Genomic DNA, 16,283 nt, shown 5'->3' on the forward strand with positions numbered 1-16,283 from the left:
ACGCACGCGGACGGCGCGAACACAGGTGCGGTTCAACGCGGCGCGTCCGGTTGCCACTGGCGCCGGTCCTCCGCCGCCTTCAGCACGTCATAGGCCAGTTGCAGGCGGTGAAATTCCTGCGCCGCCTCGGCATCGCCGGGCTTCACATCGGGATGCACCCGCTTGGCAAGGAGGCGCCACGCCTTCTTAATCGCGGCGAAATCGGCATCGGGGTCGAGTTCGAGCACCTCCAGCGCGCGCAATTCGTCGCCGCTGCGCGTGCCATCGCCCGATCCGGCCCAGCCATAATGCGCCGATTCGCGATAGCCGGCATTGTCGCGCTGTTCTCGCGCGGCACGGGCGGCCTTTTCCTCTTCGGACAGGCCGGCGAAATAATCCCAGCCGCGGTTGTATTCCGCGGCGTGCGGCTGACAGAAATACCAGCGTTCGGGGCTGTTGGGGGATTTGGGCGCGGGACAATCGCCCGGCTCGTCGCAACCCACGCGGTCGCACAGGCGCACGTTCTGCGCCTCTCGCCCGGCTTCGTAGCCGCGCCATCGGGGAAAACCCCAGTCTACGGATCGTCGCGATCTGGCCATCACACCGCAATAGCCAGATCGCGAGAGAAAATCGACCCTGCTTTACTGCACCGTGACGGTCACGGCGCGGCGGTTCTGTGCCCAGGCCTGCTCGTTCGAGCCCATGGCGACCGGGCGCTCCTTGCCGTAGCTCACCGTGGTGATGCGCGTGGCGGGGATGCCGAGGCCGACGAGATAGTTGCGCGCGGCATTGGCGCGGCGTTCGCCCAGCGCGAGATTGTATTCGCGGGTGCCGCGTTCGTCGGCATGGCCCTCGATCGTGACGCGCTTGTTCGGATATTGCATCAGCCACTGCGCCTGGCTGCGCAGCGTGGCCTGATCCGCGGAATCGATGTTGAATTCGTCGATGTCGAAGAAAACGCGATCGGACGCGACCGAATTCACGAAATCCTGCTGACTTCCGGGGGCGACGGTGTTCGCGCCGGTGTTGCCGGTCGTGGTGGTGGGCGCGGGCGTCGTCACCGGTTCGGGCGGCAATTCGTCGGGCGTGGTCTTGCACGCGGCGAGCGCGAGCGTGCCGCACGCCAGAAGCGCGGCGCGGGATATGTTCGAGCGGTTCATCAAGCGCATTGTCTTAGGCTCCTTCTGTAATAATCGGATCAGGATCGGGTGTCGCCTGCCGATCGAATGGCGCCAGATGCGCCACCGTCATGCAACACCAACGCTGTCAGGGCAAAACCGGTCCCCACGACGGGTCGGACGCATCGACCGGGGTGTCCAGCCGGCGCAGATTGTCACCGGTAAGATCGACCTGCCACAGCTCCGACTGGCCGCTGTTGCGGGTGGTGCGGAAGAACTGGATGATGCGGCCATTGGGGCTCCACGTCGGCGCCTCGTCCTGCCACGCGTCGGTCAGGTGGCGCAGGTTTCCGCCGCCGGGGCTCATCGTGGCGATCTTGAAATTGCCGGCGATATGCGTGAATGCGATCTGGTCGCCGCGCGGGCTCCATTCCGGGGTCGCCGCGCGCCCGCCGAAAAAGCTGATGCGCCGCTGTCCGGTGCCATCGGCATTCATGACATACACCTGCTGACTGCCGGAACGGTCGCTTTCGAACACGATCTGGCGCCCGTCAGGGGAATAGGACCCGCCGATGTCGATCCCCGGCGTATCGGTGAGCCGCTGCGGCTGTCCGCCGGTGGCCGGCACGCGATAGATGTCGGTGTTGCCCGACACCGCCATGGAATAGAGGATGTACCGCCCATCGGGCGACCAGCGCGGCGCAAAGGTGGGATTGCCGCTCTGCGTGACGAGCGTCTGCGATTTGGACGCGATGTCGTAGATATAGATGCGCGGATTGCCGTCCTTGTACGACAGATAGGCGATCTTCGAATAATCGGGCGAATAGCGCGGGGTGAGCGCGGTCGTGCTCCCGCTCGTGATGAAGCTGTGGTTGGCGCCGTCCGAATCCATGATGGCGAGCCGTTTTACCCGGTTATCCTTCGGGCCCGTTTCGGCGATATAGGCGATGCGGCTGTCGAAGAACGGATCCTCGCCCGAAAGCCGCGAATACACCATGTCCGCGCATTTGTGCGCAGCCCGGCGCCAGTCACCCGGCGACACGACATACCCCTCGCGGGCCAGTTCCTGCTGCAACCCGATATCGTAGAGATAGCAGCCCACGGTCAGCTGATTATCCGCGCCCGCCTTTACGAAGCCATGCACCAGCATTTCGGCACCCAACGGGCTCCACTTGCCATATTGCGGGGCGGTCGCCTCGCGAAAGGTGATGGTCGGCAGCGCGTCCGGGCCAACGGGACGGAACAGGCCGTTGTTCTTAAGATCGGCCGTGATCACGCGCGAAAGCTCGCGGCCCAGCGCCCCGGTCGTGCGCGGGGCGGCCGGCGTCGGCACGTCGCGATCGGTGGCAAAGGCGGGGATCGCAATGCCCAGATCCTGCCACTCGCTTTCATCCGAGACGGAGCCGGTCAGCCCGCCTGTGGGCGCATCCTGTGCGATCGCCGGGACAGCGATGAGGGCGAGCGCCGCGCTGGCGGCGTAAAGGGCGGATTTCAGCATGCTTACAATCTCCGGTCGAAGCGGAACGAATCCACGCGTTTCCACGTGTCGTAATATTCATCGGGCAGGTCGAATGGCGCGGCCAGCTGCACCGCGCGAATGGCGAGTTCGGCATGGCGGTCCTTCTGCGCCTCGTTCGCGTCGGTCACGCCCGATTGCGACACGACGCGCGGACGCCCGCGCACGCTGCCGTCGCGGTTCATGTCCCACGACAGCACCGTCACCAGCTTTTCCGCGTCCACGCCCTGCGGTGCGCTCCAATGCGGGCGCAATTGGCGCGAGATGGCGGAGGACAGCGCCGATGCGGTGAGCGGGCCGGCCTTTTGCGCGGGCTGCTGCCGGTCCTGCCCGCTGCCGCCGGTGCCGGCGAGGAAATCGCTGCCGAGACGGCTGCCGCGCGCCGGAGCGGGATCGCGCGGGGCCTCGCGCGCCGGGGCACGGGGGGCGGGCTTGGGCTGCGGCCTGGGCTCCGCCTTTGGCTGCGGTTTGGGTTCGGCCCTCGGCTGTGGACGGGGTTCGGGACGAGGCTGCGGGCGTGGTTCGGGACGCGGTTGAGGTTGCGGCGCGGGTTGCTCGATCCTCGGCGGGAGCGGCGCGGGCACGGGCTCTGCCACCGACGGCGCGGGCGGGGTCGGATCGCCGAGCTGTTCCGCCACCGAGGGCGCGGGATTGGCGGCCGGGTTGGGTGACACGGATTCCAGCGCGATCTCTTCGGAAACGGTCACGGTGATCGGCCCGGGAATGTCGACCGGGACGGGCGGCGGATCCTTGGCAAAGAGGAGCAGCCCGGCCAGCACGGCACCATGCGCGGCGATCGCGATACCAAGGCCAGCCCTGTCCTCCCGACCGAAGCGGGGGGCCTCGCCATCGTCGAGGGGTGGGGTTGTCGGCGTCATCGTCGCCATGGGCTATGGGCTTTCCGATGAACCGTTGGTGACCAGCGAAATCTGACGGAAACCGGCATTGTTGAGCGCACCCATGACCGCCACGACCCGCCCGTAATCAAGGCCGCGATCCGCGCGCAGCACGACCGCCGGCGCCTCCCCGCCGCCGGGCAGGAACAGCGCGACACGTTCGGAAAAGGCGCCGGCGGGAATGCGCTCCTCGTCGATGAAGATGCGGCCCTGCTCGTCGAGCGAGACGGTGAGCGGTTCATTGTCGTTGGGCAATGCGTCGGCCTGGCTGTCGGGCAGGTTCACCGGCACGCCCGCGGCGAGCAGCGGCGCCGCGACCATGAAGATGATGAGCAGCACCAGCATGACATCGACCATCGGCGTCACGTTGATTTCGGCCATGGGCGTGCGCCCGCCGCGTCCGCGCCGGCCCCGCCCGCCCGATGGGGATGCGAGTTTCACGCCCATGTCACATGCTCTCCAGCTCGCGGCTGAGCGAGGCGTTGAACCGGTCGGCAAAGCGGTAGAGCTGCGTTTCGAAACCGTTCACCCGGAACGAGAAACGGTTGTAGGCGATGACCGCCGGGATCGCGGCGAAAAGCCCGATGGCGGTGGCGAACAACGCCTCCGAAATGCCGGGCGCCACGACGGCGAGGCTGGTGCTGGCCTGTGCGCCGATCTGGAAAAAGCTGTTCATGATGCCCCACACCGTGCCGAACAGGCCGACGAACGGCGCGACCGACCCGACGGTGGCGAGGAAATTGAGCCGCGCGGCGAGCTTGTCGCTCTCCGCCGTGACCGCGCTGTCGAGCGTTGCGGAGAGCCGCTGGCGCAGGCCGTCCTTGTCCCGCACGCCGTCGCGCGTGGACCGGCGCCATTCGGCGAGCCCGGCGGCGGCGACATTGCGCGAGGGGACGGGCTTGTTGTCGCCGGTCACCATCGGCTCGATATCGTCGGCGCGCCAGAACGCCTTTTCGAACCGGCGGTTCTGTGCATTGAGGCGCCCGATCTTGAGCATGAAGGACACGATGATCGCCCACACCCAGATCGAGGCGAGGATCAGCCCGGCCATCACGATCTGCACCACGATATCGGCCTGGAGAAACAGTTCGAGCGGATCGAGCCGCGTCGGTGCGGCCGGCGCGGCGGCCACGGCGGCAAGGGTATTGAGCAACATTCAGCAGGCCTCTTTCGGGCTGTGGGAAGGGGTATCGAATGCGGCGAACGCCTCGATCCAGCCGTCGGGCTGTCGTCGCGGGCGACCATCGGGTGCGACAAAACCGACCCGCACCGACATGTGCGAGAGCAGGTCCCCGCCCCGCAAAGCACGCTGCGACAGGCGGCAGGATGCGCGCGCGATTTTCTCGGCGCGCGTTTCGATCATGACGGTATCGCCAAGCCGCGCCGGCGCCGTATAGCGGATGGCAAGATCGCTCACCGCATAGGCACCCTCGCCCGCATCGAAGGCGGCGCGCTGATCAATGCCGAGCCGGTCGAGCAGGTCCGACCGCGCCCGCTCGAACCAGCGCAGGTAATTGGCGTGATAGACCACGCCGGAAAGATCGGTGTCCTCGAAAAAGACTCGCACCGCATAGTAATGCACGCCATCGCGCATGTTTCCGGTCGCAGGTTCGGGCAGGCGATGATCCATGGCCGCGGTCATAGCCGCGTGGCCATCGGGGCGACAAGAAACTTAATTACGCCGCCGCGCAAATTTCCCGGCGCCGCGTTCAGTTTGCAGACAGCATCGGCCCCATCACCCGCCCGCCGAGCAGGTGCACGTGAAGATGCGGCACGATCTGCCCGCCGTCCGGGCCGATATTGTTGATGAGCCGGTAGCCCGCATCGACGAGATCGAGATCGCGCGCGACGGTCCCCACCGCACGGACGAAACCGGCGATTTCCTCCGCGCTCGCGTTCGCGCTGAAATCGTCCCAGGTGACGTAGCGGCCCTTGGGAAGCACGAGCACGTGCGTATCGGCGACCGGCGCAATGTCGTGAAAGGCAAAGGCCCAGTCATCCTCGTACACCTTTTCACACGGCAGGTCGCCGCGCAGGATCCGCGCGAAGATATTGTCGTCGTCATAGGGTTGGCGCGGGTCGACGGGGGTCATGCCTCGCTCCTTTCGTGCGCTGCGTTGCGCGATGCCTTTTCCACGATGCCCGAAACGCCGTCGCGGCGGTCGAGTTCTGTCAGTGCATCGCCGATGGAGAGGCCGCGCGCCGCCATCACGACCGACAGGTGAAACAGCACGTCAGCCGCCTCCCCGATCAGTTCCTCGTCCGAACCGTTCAGGGCGGCAACGATCGTCTCGACCGCCTCCTCGCCCAGCTTGCGCGCGGGCAGAGCCGGCGCATCGGCGAGCAGTTTGGCGACATAGCTGGAGGAGGGATCGGCGCCCTTGCGCGCGTCGATCGTGGCGGCCAGCTGACTCAGCGTGTGGGGGTGGGTGGTTTCGGACATGGACAGGAGGATTGGCGATTTGCCCGGCGGAATGCAAGCGGCCCGAACGCGAAACGCACCCGCGTTCCCTACCCTCGCGCCGGAAGCCCCGCGGCGCGCAGGGCGTCATGCGCCTCGGCAATCGAATGCTGTCCGAAATGAAAGATCGACGCGGCGAGCACGGCGCTCGCGTGCCCCTTCGTCACCCCCTCCACCAGATGGTCGAGCGTGCCGACACCCCCGCTGGCGATGACGGGCACGCGCACCGCATCGGCAATCGCGCGGGTGAGATCGAGGTCGTAGCCCCGCTTCGTCCCGTCGCCATCCATCGAGGTCACGAGCAATTCCCCCGCGCCCAGATCGGCGAGCCGCCGCGCATGGTCGATCGCGTCGATGCCCGTCGCCTTGCGCCCGCCGTGGGTGAAGATTTCCCACCGTTTTTCCCCGGAATTTTCACCGGAGTTATCCACACGCCGGGCATCCACGCTGGCGACGATGCACTGGCTCCCGAAACGTTCGGCGATCTCGCTCACCACTTGCGGACGGGACACGGCGGCGGAATTGACCGCGACCTTGTCCGCGCCGGCGAGCAACAATGCGCGCGCATCCTCCGCCCCGCGCACGCCGCCCCCCACGGTGAGCGGCATGAAGCACACCTCCGCCGTGCGCCGCACCATGTCGATCAGCGTGCCGCGCCCCTCGTGGCTGGCCGAAATGTCGAGGAAGCACAATTCGTCCGCGCCCGCCGCGTCATAGGCACGCGCCTGTTCGACCGGATCGCCCGCATCGACCAAATCGACGAAATTCACCCCCTTCACCACGCGGCCATCCGCCACGTCGAGGCAGGGAATGACGCGAACCCGGACGGTCATCCGCGCTCCTCGCTCTTCGCCGCCATCTGCAATGCGGCGGCAAGGTCGAGCCGCCCGTCATAGATCGCGCGGCCGGTGATGACCCCCTCTATCCCGTCGTCGGCATGGAGCGACAGCATGCGAATATCGTCGATCCCCTTCACCCCGCCGCTCGCGATGACGGGCAGGCTGCTACTGCGTGCAAGCTCGACCGTCGCGTCGATATTGCAACCTTTGAGCAGCCCGTCCCGCCCGATGTCGGTGAACAGGAGAGAGGCCACGCCCGCATCCTCGAACCTTTTGGCCATGTCGGCGATGGGCACGTCGGACACATCGGCCCATCCCGCCGTGGCGACCATGCCGTCGCGCGCATCGACCGCAACGACGATACCGCCGGGATATTCGCGGGCCATGGCCTTCACGAAATCGGGATCGGTGAGGGCCGCCGTGCCGATGACGATGCGCGACACGCCGAGGTCGAACCACCCCTCCACCGCCGCGGGCGTGCGGATGCCGCCGCCAAGCTGCACGTGGCCGGGAAAATCGGCGACGATGCTCTCCACCGCCTCGCGATTGCGGGCCTCCCCGGCAAAGGCGCCGTCGAGGTCGACGACATGCAGATGCATGGCGCCTGCCTCGGCAAAGAGGCGGGCCTGCGCGGCGGGGTCGTCGCCATAGACGGTGGCGCGATTCATGTCACCTTCGGCAAGGCGGACGACCTGCCCACCCTTGAGGTCGATTGCGGGAAATACGATCATGGAAGCAGCGCGTAGCACCGTCTATGCAGGACGAAAAGCACCCTTGGGCACATGGGTGATGCGGCAGGCAAGATCCGCCTCCCCCGACGCCACCACGAAATGGTCTCCCGCATCGGCGATGCCGGTGGTGAACACGACATTGTCGATATACATCGCATCGGACAGCGGCTGCGTCAGCGCTTCGTTCGCCTCCATCAACGGTTCGTGCTGCGTGGCGAGCGTTTGCGACGGATCGCCGGGGTCGAGCAGCGACCAATAGGTCCGATAGGTGCCCACGATGCCGCCGGGCTCCACCCCGTGCCAGAGGGAGAGCCAGCCGCGCATCCCCGCAATCTCGGTCAGGATCGGCGGCGTCCCCCCACCCATGCGCGCGGTCGCGATCGTCGCGGCATGGGGACGGATGCCCGGCTTGTCATGGGGTTTCCAGTGCAGCGCGTCCGGGCTGCTGGACAGGTTGATCGACGGGCCGGCGCGCCATTCGCTGCCCGGCGGATAGGCGAAATAGAGATCGCCCAGCGGCCGCGTCTGCGCCCAGAACTTCCCATCGATCTGCCCTTCGAAGATCAGCATGTCCTTGTTCTGATGGTCGAGGACGATCCCCTCCAGCGTCCAGTCCAGCGCATTGTCGGAGGTATAGAGCGTGGTCGAATGCCGCTCCGGCGAAACGGAGCAGGTCGTCATGTAATAACGCTCCCCCACGCGCGAAATCCGCGCATCCTCCACGCCATAGCATTGATAATCCGCCGCAGGCGCGATGGCACGCTCGTAATGGACGGCAACCACCTGCAACCCGTCCGCGGACAATTCCACCGGCAAAAGCCATGACAGGCTGGTCAGGGCCATCACCTTCCACCCGCCGCCCGGCACCATGAACTTGCGCGGGTCGGCGGTGTCCACCTCGGCGAGCGGCCATGGATCGAGCCGGTATGCGCCCCCGTCCCACCGGATCGCGCGGATATGGCCATCGTGTTTCGGGTGACGCAAGGCCTCCGCCACCCGCACCATGAGCAGCAGATTGCCATTGGGAAGCCGCGTCATTCCCGGATTGAACGCGCCCAGCACGTAGGTTTCGGCATCGAACGCCCCCGCCATCGGCGAACGCGACAGATCCACGTCGCCGGGCGCAAAGACCAGCCGGTCGGCCCGGTACTCAGGCATCGGTGTCGCGCTGCACCAGCACCATTTCCTGCACCACGGTGCGGCGCGGCTGCGTCAGCGCGAAATGGACGCCGACGGCGATATCCTCGGCCCGCATCATGGTATGCGCGTTGATGCGCTCGGCCTGCTTTTCGGGCGGAATATCGGGCTTCTGCATGTCCGATCCGGTGAGTGCCGGCACGATCAGCGTGACCTTGATCCCGTCCCGCGAAACCTCGCGGCGCAATGCCTCGGCAAAACCGTGAATGCCCGACTTGATCCCGGCATACACCGTCGATCCGCCGCCCAGCTTGTGCACCGAATAGCTGCCGATCATGACGATATCGCCATGGTCCCGCATGTGGTTCACGGCCTTGTGCGCGCCGACGACATACTGCGTGAAATCCTGCGCGATGGCATAGCGCAGTTCATCCTCGTCCACGTCGGTCAGGCCGCCATAACCCGCCGCCGCGTTCAGCACGGCAATGTCGTAGCCGCCCAGAGTCGCCTCCGCCTCCCGGTAAAACCGGTCCAGCCCGTCCTTCGTCGCGAGGTCGCAGGCGATGCCATGGCCGGTGCCCACCTCCGCAATGCGGGCGAGCGCGTCGGCAAGGTGATCCTCGTCCCGGCCGCAGATGAACACCTCTACCCCTTCGGAGGCGAGCAGCACCGCGATCGCGCGCCCGATGCCGGTGGTGCCCCCGGTGACGATGGCCTTTCGCCCGGTGAGCGGGGTGCGGGCGGTGTGCGCGTCGGACGCGTTCGTCGGCGTGGTCGTATCGGTCATGCGGGAAATTCTCCTTCGCCTTCGCAAAGGATCGGCAGGCCTGCCGGTTCCCGATGCAAGCAGGGTTCAGGGCCGCCAGTCGAGAAAGCGTTCGAGCAGCGCGATGCCGTAACGCTGGCTCTTTTCCGGGTGGAACTGCACGCCGAGCAGGTTGTCCCGCGCCACCGCCGCCGTAATCGCCCCGCCATGATCGGTCAGCGCGGCAATATCGCGGCCATCGTCGACCGCGAAATGATAGCTGTGGAGGAAATAGGCCTCGCCATCCTCGATCAGCTCGGCGCCGTCGTGATGGCGCATCGGCGCAACGTCGTTCCACCCCATGTGCGGCACCTTGATGGCCGGATCGGTCACCGCGATCGCGCGCACCTCCCCGCCGATCCAGTCGAGCCCGTCATGCACGCCGCGTTCGACCCCGCGCGTGGCCAGCAATTGCATCCCCACGCAAATGCCGAGGAACGGCGCCCCGCCGGACATTACGCGTTCCTCCATCGCCGCGACCATGCCGTCGATGCTGCGCAGGGCATTGGCGCATGCCCCGAACGCGCCGACGCCGGGCAAGACGATGCGCTCGGCATCGCGCACGATTTCGGGATCGGCGGTGACGCGAATATCGCCCGCGCCCGCGGCTTTCAGCGCATTGGCGACCGAATGCAGGTTGCCCGCGCCATAATCGATGAGAGCAAGATGCCCGCCCAAGCGATCAGACCTCCAGCGTGCCGGAGCCGAGCATCCCCTTGGTCGAGGGGACGGCATCGGCCTTGCGCGGATCGATTTCCACCGCCTGCCGCATGGCGCGGGCGAAACCCTTGTAGATCGCCTCGATGATGTGGTGGTTGTTCTGCCCGTAGAGCAGCTCGATGTGCAGCGTGATGCCGCACGCCTGCGACACCGAATGGAACCAGTGGTCGAACAGCTCTGTATCCATTTCGCCCAGCCGGCTCTGCGAAAAGCTTACCTTCCAGACGAGATACTTACCGCCCCGAAATGTCGAGCGCCACGCGCGCCAGCGTTTCGTCCATCGGCGAATAGGCGGTGCCGTAACGGCTGATCCCCTTGCGGTCGGCCAAGGCCTGGTCGAGCGCCTGTCCCAGCGCGATGGCGCTGTCCTCGACCGTGTGGTGCTGGTCGACATGCAGGTCGCCGTCGATCCGCATCCGCACGTCGATCAGCGAATGGCGCGAGAATTGCTCCACCATGTGATCGAGAAAACCGATGCCGGTCGAAATGTCGTAAAGCCCGGTGCCATCGAGATCGACCGAAACGTCGATGTCGGTTTCGTGGGTCTTGCGCTTGATATGGCCTGTCCGCATGCGCCCGCTATAGGCACGCGGACAGGCGGCGCAACCTGTTTTGCCGCTTGACCGGAGGCGGACGGGTTGCCAATTCAGCAGGCATGACAGAGACCCCGCCAGACAGCATGATCCCCTATGACGAAATCGTTCAGGAAGCCCTGCGCGCCGTCGTGGGCCGCGTATTGGGACAGGTGCAAGCCAATGGCAGCGTCCTGCCCGGCGGACATCATTTCTACATCACCTTCAAATCGCAGGCGCCCGGCGTCGACATTCCCGACCATTTGCGCGCGCGTTTCCCCGATGAAATGACCATCGTGTTGCAGAACAAGTTCTGGGACCTGGTCGTGGCCGACGATTTCTTCTCGGTCGGGCTGAGCTTCAATCAGATGCCGGCGAAGCTGGTCATTCCCTATGCCGCGATCACCGCTTTTGTCGATCCGGCGGTGGATTTCGGCCTTCAGTTTCAGCCCGTCGGCCATGATGCAGAGCCCGAACCCCACGAGGATGCGAACAATGACGCGATCCGCGGGCCGGGGGGCGATGCGGAACAGGGCGGCAATCCGGGCGTTGATGAAGCGACCGATGGCGATGACGGCTCCAATGTCGTGACCGTCGATTTCGGAAAGAAGAAATAGGGGGCTCGACGCGTTTTCGTTGTGGGGCCAGACTTTACCAGCCCTGATTTGAACAGCGAGGAATTCCCATGGCCAAGCGTCGCCGCCTTCCGGGTATCAGCCCGAACCCGATGACCAATCTGATCATCACCGACATCGTCCTTCGCGGGGTGGGCCGGCTCACCCGGCGCGTGGCGGAAAAACAGCTCTTGAAGGTGCGCTATAACGACAGCGCCGCCGACAAGGTGGTCAAGGGTCGCTCGCTCCCGCGCATGCTGTCCTCGGCCGTGCTGGCCCGCGTGGCGACAGGCTCCGTGCCCGGCGCGCTGGCGGTTGGCGGCGGGCTGGTCGCCAAGACGATCTACGACCGCGCCCGCGGCAGCGACGCCAAGCGCGAAGGCCGCAAGCAGGTGCGCAAGCAGATCCGCGAAGGCCGGTCCAAGGGTTGATCCCCGGTTTTTCCAAGACCCTAATTTCGCCATGAGGGCTGTCCCGGCTTGACCGGGATGGCCCATGGCGCGCATCTGCCGCCATGGACAGAACTTCAGATTCGCCCGACACCGGCACGCACGAACGCCCCGCCCTGCAACGCCGGGGCCTGATGTTCATCCTGTCCTCGCCCTCGGGAGCGGGCAAGACCACCATCGCGCGCAAGCTGCTCACCGCCGATCCCGCGCTCGCGCTGTCGGTATCGGCGACGACGCGCCCGATGCGTCCGGGCGAGGTCGACGGGCGCGATTACCATTTCGTCAGCCGTGAAAAATTCGACGCGATGATCGACGACAGCGCCTTTCTCGAATGGGCGCATGTCTTCGGCCACAGCTATGGCACGCCCAAATCGCACATCTGGGCCGGATTGAAGGAAGGGCAGGACTTCCTTTTCGACATCGACTGGCAAGGGACGCAGCAATTGCACCAGCGGGCCGAGGCGGACGTGGTGCCGGTCTTCATCCTGCCGCCCAGCATCGACGAATTGCGCCGCCGCCTGACCGCGCGGGCCACGGACGATCCGCAGGTCATCGACGCCCGCATGGAACGTGCGCGCGCCGAAATCAGCCATTGGCACGATTACCAATATGTCGTCGTCAACGACGATATCGACGCCTGTTACCGCCAGGTCCGCCAGATTCTGGAGGCGGAACGCCTGCGCCGCGCGCGTCAGACGGGCCTCGTCCGCTTCGTGCGCGAACTGACCGAGGACGGCAATCGGGCCTGAGAGCGTTTGACGCCGCCGCAATCCCGGCGGATCAGAAGCGGTGCGACCATTGCATCGCGACGCCCTTGTCCGCGGGGAAGTCGGCGATATGGCCGGGGTCGGTCCTGTAATAGAGGCTCGCCGCCAAATCGCCCAGCACGGTGCGCCCGCGCCACGCGATCTCGGTCGCGATTTCCCGCCCGGTGGGTGCAAGCGCCAGCGTCCGAATGCCGAAAATGGCCTCCTCCCGGTCGTAATCCCACGATACGGGAAGGTTGAAACGCACGCCTCCGCCCGTCACACGCAGCGGTTGCGATAGGCGAAGGGCCAGCGCGTCGCCCGATGCGAAGACGCCCCGCCGTTCCAGATCCACGTTCCATGCATTGGCGGACAGGCGCGAGCCCCCTGCCACCGCGCCCGATTCGCGGGCGTGGGTAAAGGCATGCCGATAACCGCCGCCGAGCCGCCATCGGTCGCCTATCCGCCAGCCAAACCCGCCATCCAGCATCATGCTATCCGCGCCGCCCTGCCCCAATGCGGCGTGGAAACGGCTGCCCAGAATGGTGCGATCCTCCGCCATCCAGCCGAGCGAAAGGCCGATGTCGACATCCTCCCATTGCCGGTCGAGCGTCGCGGCAAAGCGCGTCATCCGGTCGGGCCGCACCCGCGCATCGCGCAACGCGTCGCGGTCGCGCATCTGCCACAAGGTGCCGCCTTCGGCGCTGAGCGTGAGGCCGAAATCGCCGAGTTCGCGGCGCAAGGCGAGCGCGGCATCGGTGCGCGCGATCACGCCAAGCTCGCCCCGTGCATCGCCTGCGATCATGAAGGCGGGCTGCTGCGCGCCTTGGAGCATCGCCTGCAATCCCCCCGCGCCTTGCCGGAACCCGAAGGCGATCGCGGTATCCGGCGCAAGCTGCGCCGATACGCGCGCGGCCAGGACCTGCGCCTGCCGGCCCTGCTCCTCGGTCAGGGTGAGGCGCGACACCGGGTCGGGCGCCTGTGTCGAATCGTTCGATATGGTAAAGCCCAGGGCGAGTTTCCCGGCATCGAACGCCAGGTTGCGCGTCGCCCCCGCCATCGCGCGGTGCAGGCGCGGCGTCGGCGAAGCCTCCCGCAGCGAGGCGGCAAGATCCATCGCATAGGCACGGTCATATCCATCGAGAATCACCGCGCCCATCCGGGCACCTGCGGACGCATCGCCCATCGCCGTGCCGGTGGTCCCGCCCACATCGCTCAAGCTGACCGGCGTGGCGGACCCGGCGAGCGTGGTCGCCCCCTGCGGCGCGAACGCGGCGGCGATGTCGAGCAGCCCGCGGCCATAGATGGCATCGGCACCCGGATCGCCCAGATCGCGCGCGCTGTTGAGGAGAATCTCGACAATCTGATCGCCCGAAAGATTGGGAAACGCCTGCGCGAGCAAGGCCACCGCGCCCGAAATCTGCGGCGCGGCGAAGCTGGTACCCGACACGACATAGACAAAGCTCGTGCCGTTCTCCTCCGTCGTAAAAACCTCCCCGTTTTCATAGACGCAGCATACGCGCCCGCCGCGCGCGGAGAGAAAGGATGCGGCGAAACTGCCGGCCCGGTTGCTGAAACCCGAAATGCGATTGTCGGCATCGACCGACCCGGCGATGATGACGTTGGCGGGCGCCCCGCTCAACGTATCGGTGGCGAAGGGGTCGGGATTGTCCGGGTCGATATCCACATCGGTGGAATCGCCGTCATTGCCCGCCGACACGACCACCACGACGCCCATGGCCGCCGCACGCGCCACCGCGTTGCGCACCTCGCGCCCCGCCCTGCCCCCGCCGAGCGAGAGATTGACCACCCGCGCGCCCGCATCGGCGGCGCGATTGATCCCGGCGGCGATGGCCCGGTCGCCGAAGGTGCAACCGGTGGAGGGATCTTCGGGATCTTCGGTGGCGCAGCTGCCCGGCGTGTCTGCGCGCAGGGCGATGATCGTGGCATCATACGCGATGCCGATCACGCCTGTATCATTGCGCGCGGCCGCCGCGACCAGCGCGACCTGCGTCCCGTGCCCGTCCTCCGATTCCAGCCCGCGGCTTCCGGCGACATCGGCGGATGCGGCGGACAGGCGCCCGGCAAATTCCGGATTGTCCGGATCGATGCCGGTATCGACGATCCCGATCGCGACCCCCTTGCCGGTCACGCCCTTCTGCCAAGCGGAGATGACATTATGCTGCTCCGGCCCGTCCGAGCGGCGATACTCAGCCGTATCGAAGTTGGTCGGCACCGGCGTGAAGGTCGGCGTCGGACTGGGAGTCGGTGTGGGTGTCGGTGTGGGCGTAGGGCTGGGCGCGGGTGTTGGCGTAGGGCTCGGCGCGGGTGTTGGCGCCGGCGTGGGCGTGGGTGCCGGCGTCGGCGTCGGCGTTGGCGCGGGACTGGGCGCCGGGGTTGGCGCAGGGCTCGGCGCGGGAGCCGGCGGCGGCGCGGGCGTGCTCGTCATGCCGCCACCACCACCGCCGCACGCGACGAGCAGCATCGAGCCCGACAGCGCCCATGCCCATTTGCCATGCCGCGAGGGCTGTGCGTTTCGACCCGGCATTATCGTCATGCGTTGTGTTGTCCCTGCGCGGCCAGCGTAATCTCGATCCTTGCCCCGGTGTCCTTCCGCCCTGTCGGAAGATCGACCGGCATTGCCGATAGCGCAGCGAGCGTGCATCGAAGCTGAACGATGGCCTGCGTAACCGCCCTAGGCTCTTGTCCTGTCGCGATACGGGCGATAGGCGAACCATCGCAAACCATTGGCCCCACCGGGCCGTCGCCAGAGGATGCCGCCCATCATGACCGATCAAGCCGACCTGATATCGCAAATCGACGCCGCGTTCGAGGACCGCGCCAATGTCACGCCCGAAAGCGTCGACGTCCGCCGTCCGGTCGAAGCGGCGCTGCAGATGCTCGACAATGGCGAGGCGCGGGTGGCCGAACGCGGTGCCGATGGCGAATGGGTGGTGAACCAGTGGCTGAAAAAGGCGGTGCTGCTGTCCTTTCGCCTGAATGACAATGAAATCGTGCCCGACGGTTCGGGCGGCGCGCCCGCCTATGACAAGGTGCCGTCGAAATTCGCCGGGTGGACCGATGCGCGTTTCGAGGAGGCCGGTTTCCGCGTCGTCCCCGGCGCGGTCGCGCGGCGGGGCAGCCACATCGGCAAGGGCGTCGTGCTCATGCCCAGCTTCGTCAACATTGGCGCGTTCGTCGACGAAGGCGCGATGATCGACACCTGGGCGACCGTCGGTAGCTGCGCGCAGATCGGCAAGAACGTGCACCTGTCGGGCGGCGCGGGCATCGGCGGCGTGCTCGAACCGTTGCAGGCGGACCCGGTCATCATCGAGGACGGCGCCTTCATCGGTGCGCGTTCCGAAGTGGCCGAGGGCGTGCGCGTGGGCGAAGGCGCGGTGCTCTCCATGGGCGTGTATCTGGGCGCATCGACCCGCATCGTCGACCGTGCGACGGGCGCGGTGCACACAGGCTACGTTCCGCCCTATTCCGTGGTCGTGCCGGGCACCATGCCGGGCAAGCCGCTTCCCGACGGGAGCGAGGGCCCCTCGCTCTATTGCGCGGTCATCGTGAAAACCGTGGATGCGCAGACCCGCGGCAAGACCGCAATCAACGAGCTGCTGCGCCCGTAACGCGCGGGCACAGAGCCATGGCGGCGGCGGAACGAAACCGCGCCGTCATGCGTTCGAATACCACTGTT

Annotated in this window: 20 protein-coding genes and 1 pseudogene; 4 read left to right on the forward strand and 17 right to left on the reverse strand. The window is 66.6% G+C overall.

The window, feature by feature from the left end:
• Positions 1–32 precede the first annotated feature (32 nt).
• The 15 genes and pseudogenes from JD971_RS02000 to hisB all read right to left on the reverse strand — a co-directional run bounded on the left by JD971_RS02000 (position 33) and on the right by hisB (position 10,774).
• A complete protein-coding gene (locus JD971_RS02000) occupies positions 33–578 on the reverse strand; it encodes a J domain-containing protein (RefSeq protein WP_202085605.1) in 546 nt (181 codons plus the stop codon).
• A 42-nt stretch (positions 579–620) separates the two neighbouring features.
• Positions 621–1,148: a peptidoglycan-associated lipoprotein Pal gene (gene pal / locus JD971_RS02005; protein ID WP_236672219.1), complete on the reverse strand. Its 528-nt coding sequence runs from the start codon at positions 1,146–1,148 to the stop codon at positions 621–623.
• A gap of 97 nt (positions 1,149–1,245) precedes the next feature.
• Positions 1,246–2,595, reverse strand: a complete 1,350-nt coding sequence (tolB, locus tag JD971_RS02010) for a Tol-Pal system beta propeller repeat protein TolB (protein ID WP_202085606.1) — start codon at positions 2,593–2,595, stop codon at positions 1,246–1,248.
• A 2-nt stretch (positions 2,596–2,597) separates the two neighbouring features.
• A complete protein-coding gene (locus tag JD971_RS02015) occupies positions 2,598–3,491 on the reverse strand; it encodes a hypothetical protein (protein ID WP_202085608.1) in 894 nt (297 codons plus the stop codon).
• Positions 3,492–3,503: 12 nt separating this feature from the next.
• Positions 3,504–3,956 (reverse strand): ExbD/TolR family protein, encoded by a 453-nt coding sequence (locus JD971_RS02020; protein WP_202085610.1) that lies wholly within the window; start codon positions 3,954–3,956, stop codon positions 3,504–3,506.
• 1 nt (position 3,957) lies between these two features.
• Positions 3,958–4,665: a protein TolQ gene (gene tolQ, locus JD971_RS02025; protein ID WP_202085612.1), complete on the reverse strand. Its 708-nt coding sequence runs from the start codon at positions 4,663–4,665 to the stop codon at positions 3,958–3,960.
• On the reverse strand, positions 4,666–5,151 hold the full coding sequence (locus JD971_RS02030) for a YbgC/FadM family acyl-CoA thioesterase (protein ID WP_371809693.1): 486 nt from the start codon (positions 5,149–5,151) through the stop codon (positions 4,666–4,668).
• 67 nt (positions 5,152–5,218) lie between these two features.
• Positions 5,219–5,602 (reverse strand): HIT domain-containing protein, encoded by a 384-nt coding sequence (locus JD971_RS02035; RefSeq protein WP_202085613.1) that lies wholly within the window; start codon positions 5,600–5,602, stop codon positions 5,219–5,221.
• Positions 5,599–5,952, reverse strand: a complete 354-nt coding sequence (locus tag JD971_RS02040; RefSeq protein WP_202085614.1) for a phosphoribosyl-ATP diphosphatase — start codon at positions 5,950–5,952, stop codon at positions 5,599–5,601. Before JD971_RS02040 ends, JD971_RS02035 begins: the two co-directional genes overlap by 4 nt.
• A 68-nt stretch (positions 5,953–6,020) precedes the next feature.
• The gene (gene hisF, locus JD971_RS02045) at positions 6,021–6,803 is read right to left on the reverse strand and encodes an imidazole glycerol phosphate synthase subunit HisF (RefSeq protein WP_202085615.1); all 783 of its coding nucleotides are present in this window, start codon (positions 6,801–6,803) and stop codon (positions 6,021–6,023) included.
• Entirely contained in the window at positions 6,800–7,540 is a 741-nt protein-coding gene (gene hisA, locus JD971_RS02050) for a 1-(5-phosphoribosyl)-5-[(5-phosphoribosylamino)methylideneamino]imidazole-4-carboxamide isomerase (RefSeq protein ID WP_202085616.1), read from the reverse strand. The genes hisF and hisA overlap by 4 nt, the downstream gene beginning before the upstream one ends.
• Before the next feature lie 21 nt (positions 7,541–7,561).
• Positions 7,562–8,698 carry a glycosidase gene (locus tag JD971_RS02055; protein WP_202085617.1) on the reverse strand — a complete coding sequence of 379 codons (1,137 nt, stop codon included), beginning with the start codon at positions 8,696–8,698 and terminating at the stop codon, positions 7,562–7,564.
• Positions 8,691–9,464, reverse strand: a complete 774-nt coding sequence (locus tag JD971_RS02060) for an SDR family oxidoreductase (RefSeq protein ID WP_202085618.1) — start codon at positions 9,462–9,464, stop codon at positions 8,691–8,693. Before JD971_RS02060 ends, JD971_RS02055 begins: the two co-directional genes overlap by 8 nt.
• Positions 9,465–9,530: 66 nt before the next feature.
• A complete protein-coding gene (gene hisH / locus JD971_RS02065; protein ID WP_236672220.1) occupies positions 9,531–10,160 on the reverse strand; it encodes an imidazole glycerol phosphate synthase subunit HisH in 630 nt (209 codons plus the stop codon).
• 4 nt (positions 10,161–10,164) lie between these two features.
• Positions 10,165–10,774, reverse strand: a pseudogene (hisB, locus tag JD971_RS02070) (imidazoleglycerol-phosphate dehydratase HisB).
• A gap of 83 nt (positions 10,775–10,857) precedes the next feature.
• On the opposite strand from hisB, the gene JD971_RS02075 reads away from it, so the two are divergent.
• The 3 genes from JD971_RS02075 (at position 10,858) to gmk (ending at position 12,586) form a co-directional block, all read left to right on the forward strand.
• Positions 10,858–11,391, forward strand: coding sequence for an SspB family protein (locus tag JD971_RS02075; protein ID WP_202085620.1), 534 nt, complete (start codon positions 10,858–10,860; stop codon positions 11,389–11,391).
• A 68-nt stretch (positions 11,392–11,459) separates the two neighbouring features.
• Positions 11,460–11,819: a hypothetical protein gene (locus JD971_RS02080; protein ID WP_202085621.1), complete on the forward strand. Its 360-nt coding sequence runs from the start codon at positions 11,460–11,462 to the stop codon at positions 11,817–11,819.
• An 83-nt stretch (positions 11,820–11,902) separates the two neighbouring features.
• Positions 11,903–12,586 (forward strand): guanylate kinase, encoded by a 684-nt coding sequence (gene gmk / locus JD971_RS02085; RefSeq protein WP_202085622.1) that lies wholly within the window; start codon positions 11,903–11,905, stop codon positions 12,584–12,586.
• A 31-nt stretch (positions 12,587–12,617) separates the two neighbouring features.
• On the opposite strand, the gene JD971_RS02090 is transcribed toward gmk, so the two are convergent.
• Together JD971_RS02090 and JD971_RS02095 are read right to left on the reverse strand one after the other, a co-directional pair.
• Complete coding sequence (locus JD971_RS02090; protein ID WP_202085623.1) at positions 12,618–14,819, reverse strand: S8 family peptidase; 2,202 nt, start codon at positions 14,817–14,819, stop codon at positions 12,618–12,620.
• Entirely contained in the window at positions 14,794–15,093 is a 300-nt protein-coding gene (locus tag JD971_RS02095) for a hypothetical protein (RefSeq protein WP_202085624.1), read from the reverse strand. The genes JD971_RS02090 and JD971_RS02095 overlap by 26 nt, the downstream gene beginning before the upstream one ends.
• Positions 15,094–15,369: 276 nt before the next feature.
• Between JD971_RS02095 and dapD the strand changes: the two genes are divergently transcribed.
• Complete coding sequence (dapD, locus tag JD971_RS02100) at positions 15,370–16,215, forward strand: 2,3,4,5-tetrahydropyridine-2,6-dicarboxylate N-succinyltransferase (protein ID WP_202085625.1); 846 nt, start codon at positions 15,370–15,372, stop codon at positions 16,213–16,215.
• The last annotated feature ends 68 nt before the right edge of the window (positions 16,216–16,283 follow it).

The organism is Croceicoccus sp. YJ47 (assembly GCF_016745095.1).
Taxonomy (GTDB): domain Bacteria; phylum Pseudomonadota; class Alphaproteobacteria; order Sphingomonadales; family Sphingomonadaceae; genus Croceicoccus.

What these genes read in the sequence shown, in the direction of transcription:
- pal (WP_236672219.1), bottom strand. Translation starts at nt 1,148, where the DNA reads ATGCGCTTGATGAACCGCTCGAACATATCCCGCGCCGCGCTTCTGGCG.
- JD971_RS02020 (WP_202085610.1), bottom strand. Translation starts at nt 3,956, where the DNA reads ATGGGCGTGAAACTCGCATCCCCATCGGGCGGGCGGGGCCGGCGCGGA.
- hisF (WP_202085615.1), bottom strand. Translation starts at nt 6,803, where the DNA reads ATGACCGTCCGGGTTCGCGTCATTCCCTGCCTCGACGTGGCGGATGGC.
- gmk (WP_202085622.1), top strand. Translation starts at nt 11,903, where the DNA reads ATGGACAGAACTTCAGATTCGCCCGACACCGGCACGCACGAACGCCCC.
- JD971_RS02000 (WP_202085605.1), bottom strand. Translation starts at nt 578, where the DNA reads ATGGCCAGATCGCGACGATCCGTAGACTGGGGTTTTCCCCGATGGCGC.
- dapD (WP_202085625.1), top strand. Translation starts at nt 15,370, where the DNA reads ATGACCGATCAAGCCGACCTGATATCGCAAATCGACGCCGCGTTCGAG.
- JD971_RS02060 (WP_202085618.1), bottom strand. Translation starts at nt 9,464, where the DNA reads ATGACCGATACGACCACGCCGACGAACGCGTCCGACGCGCACACCGCC.
- JD971_RS02015 (WP_202085608.1), bottom strand. Translation starts at nt 3,491, where the DNA reads ATGACGCCGACAACCCCACCCCTCGACGATGGCGAGGCCCCCCGCTTC.
- JD971_RS02030 (WP_371809693.1), bottom strand. Translation starts at nt 5,151, where the DNA reads ATGACCGCGGCCATGGATCATCGCCTGCCCGAACCTGCGACCGGAAAC.
- JD971_RS02035 (WP_202085613.1), bottom strand. Translation starts at nt 5,602, where the DNA reads ATGACCCCCGTCGACCCGCGCCAACCCTATGACGACGACAATATCTTC.
- JD971_RS02095 (WP_202085624.1), bottom strand. Translation starts at nt 15,093, where the DNA reads ATGGGCATGGGCGCTGTCGGGCTCGATGCTGCTCGTCGCGTGCGGCGG.
- JD971_RS02040 (WP_202085614.1), bottom strand. Translation starts at nt 5,952, where the DNA reads ATGTCCGAAACCACCCACCCCCACACGCTGAGTCAGCTGGCCGCCACG.
- JD971_RS02075 (WP_202085620.1), top strand. Translation starts at nt 10,858, where the DNA reads ATGACAGAGACCCCGCCAGACAGCATGATCCCCTATGACGAAATCGTT.
- tolQ (WP_202085612.1), bottom strand. Translation starts at nt 4,665, where the DNA reads ATGTTGCTCAATACCCTTGCCGCCGTGGCCGCCGCGCCGGCCGCACCG.
- JD971_RS02080 (WP_202085621.1), top strand. Translation starts at nt 11,460, where the DNA reads ATGGCCAAGCGTCGCCGCCTTCCGGGTATCAGCCCGAACCCGATGACC.
- hisA (WP_202085616.1), bottom strand. Translation starts at nt 7,540, where the DNA reads ATGATCGTATTTCCCGCAATCGACCTCAAGGGTGGGCAGGTCGTCCGC.
- tolB (WP_202085606.1), bottom strand. Translation starts at nt 2,595, where the DNA reads ATGCTGAAATCCGCCCTTTACGCCGCCAGCGCGGCGCTCGCCCTCATC.
- JD971_RS02055 (WP_202085617.1), bottom strand. Translation starts at nt 8,698, where the DNA reads ATGCCTGAGTACCGGGCCGACCGGCTGGTCTTTGCGCCCGGCGACGTG.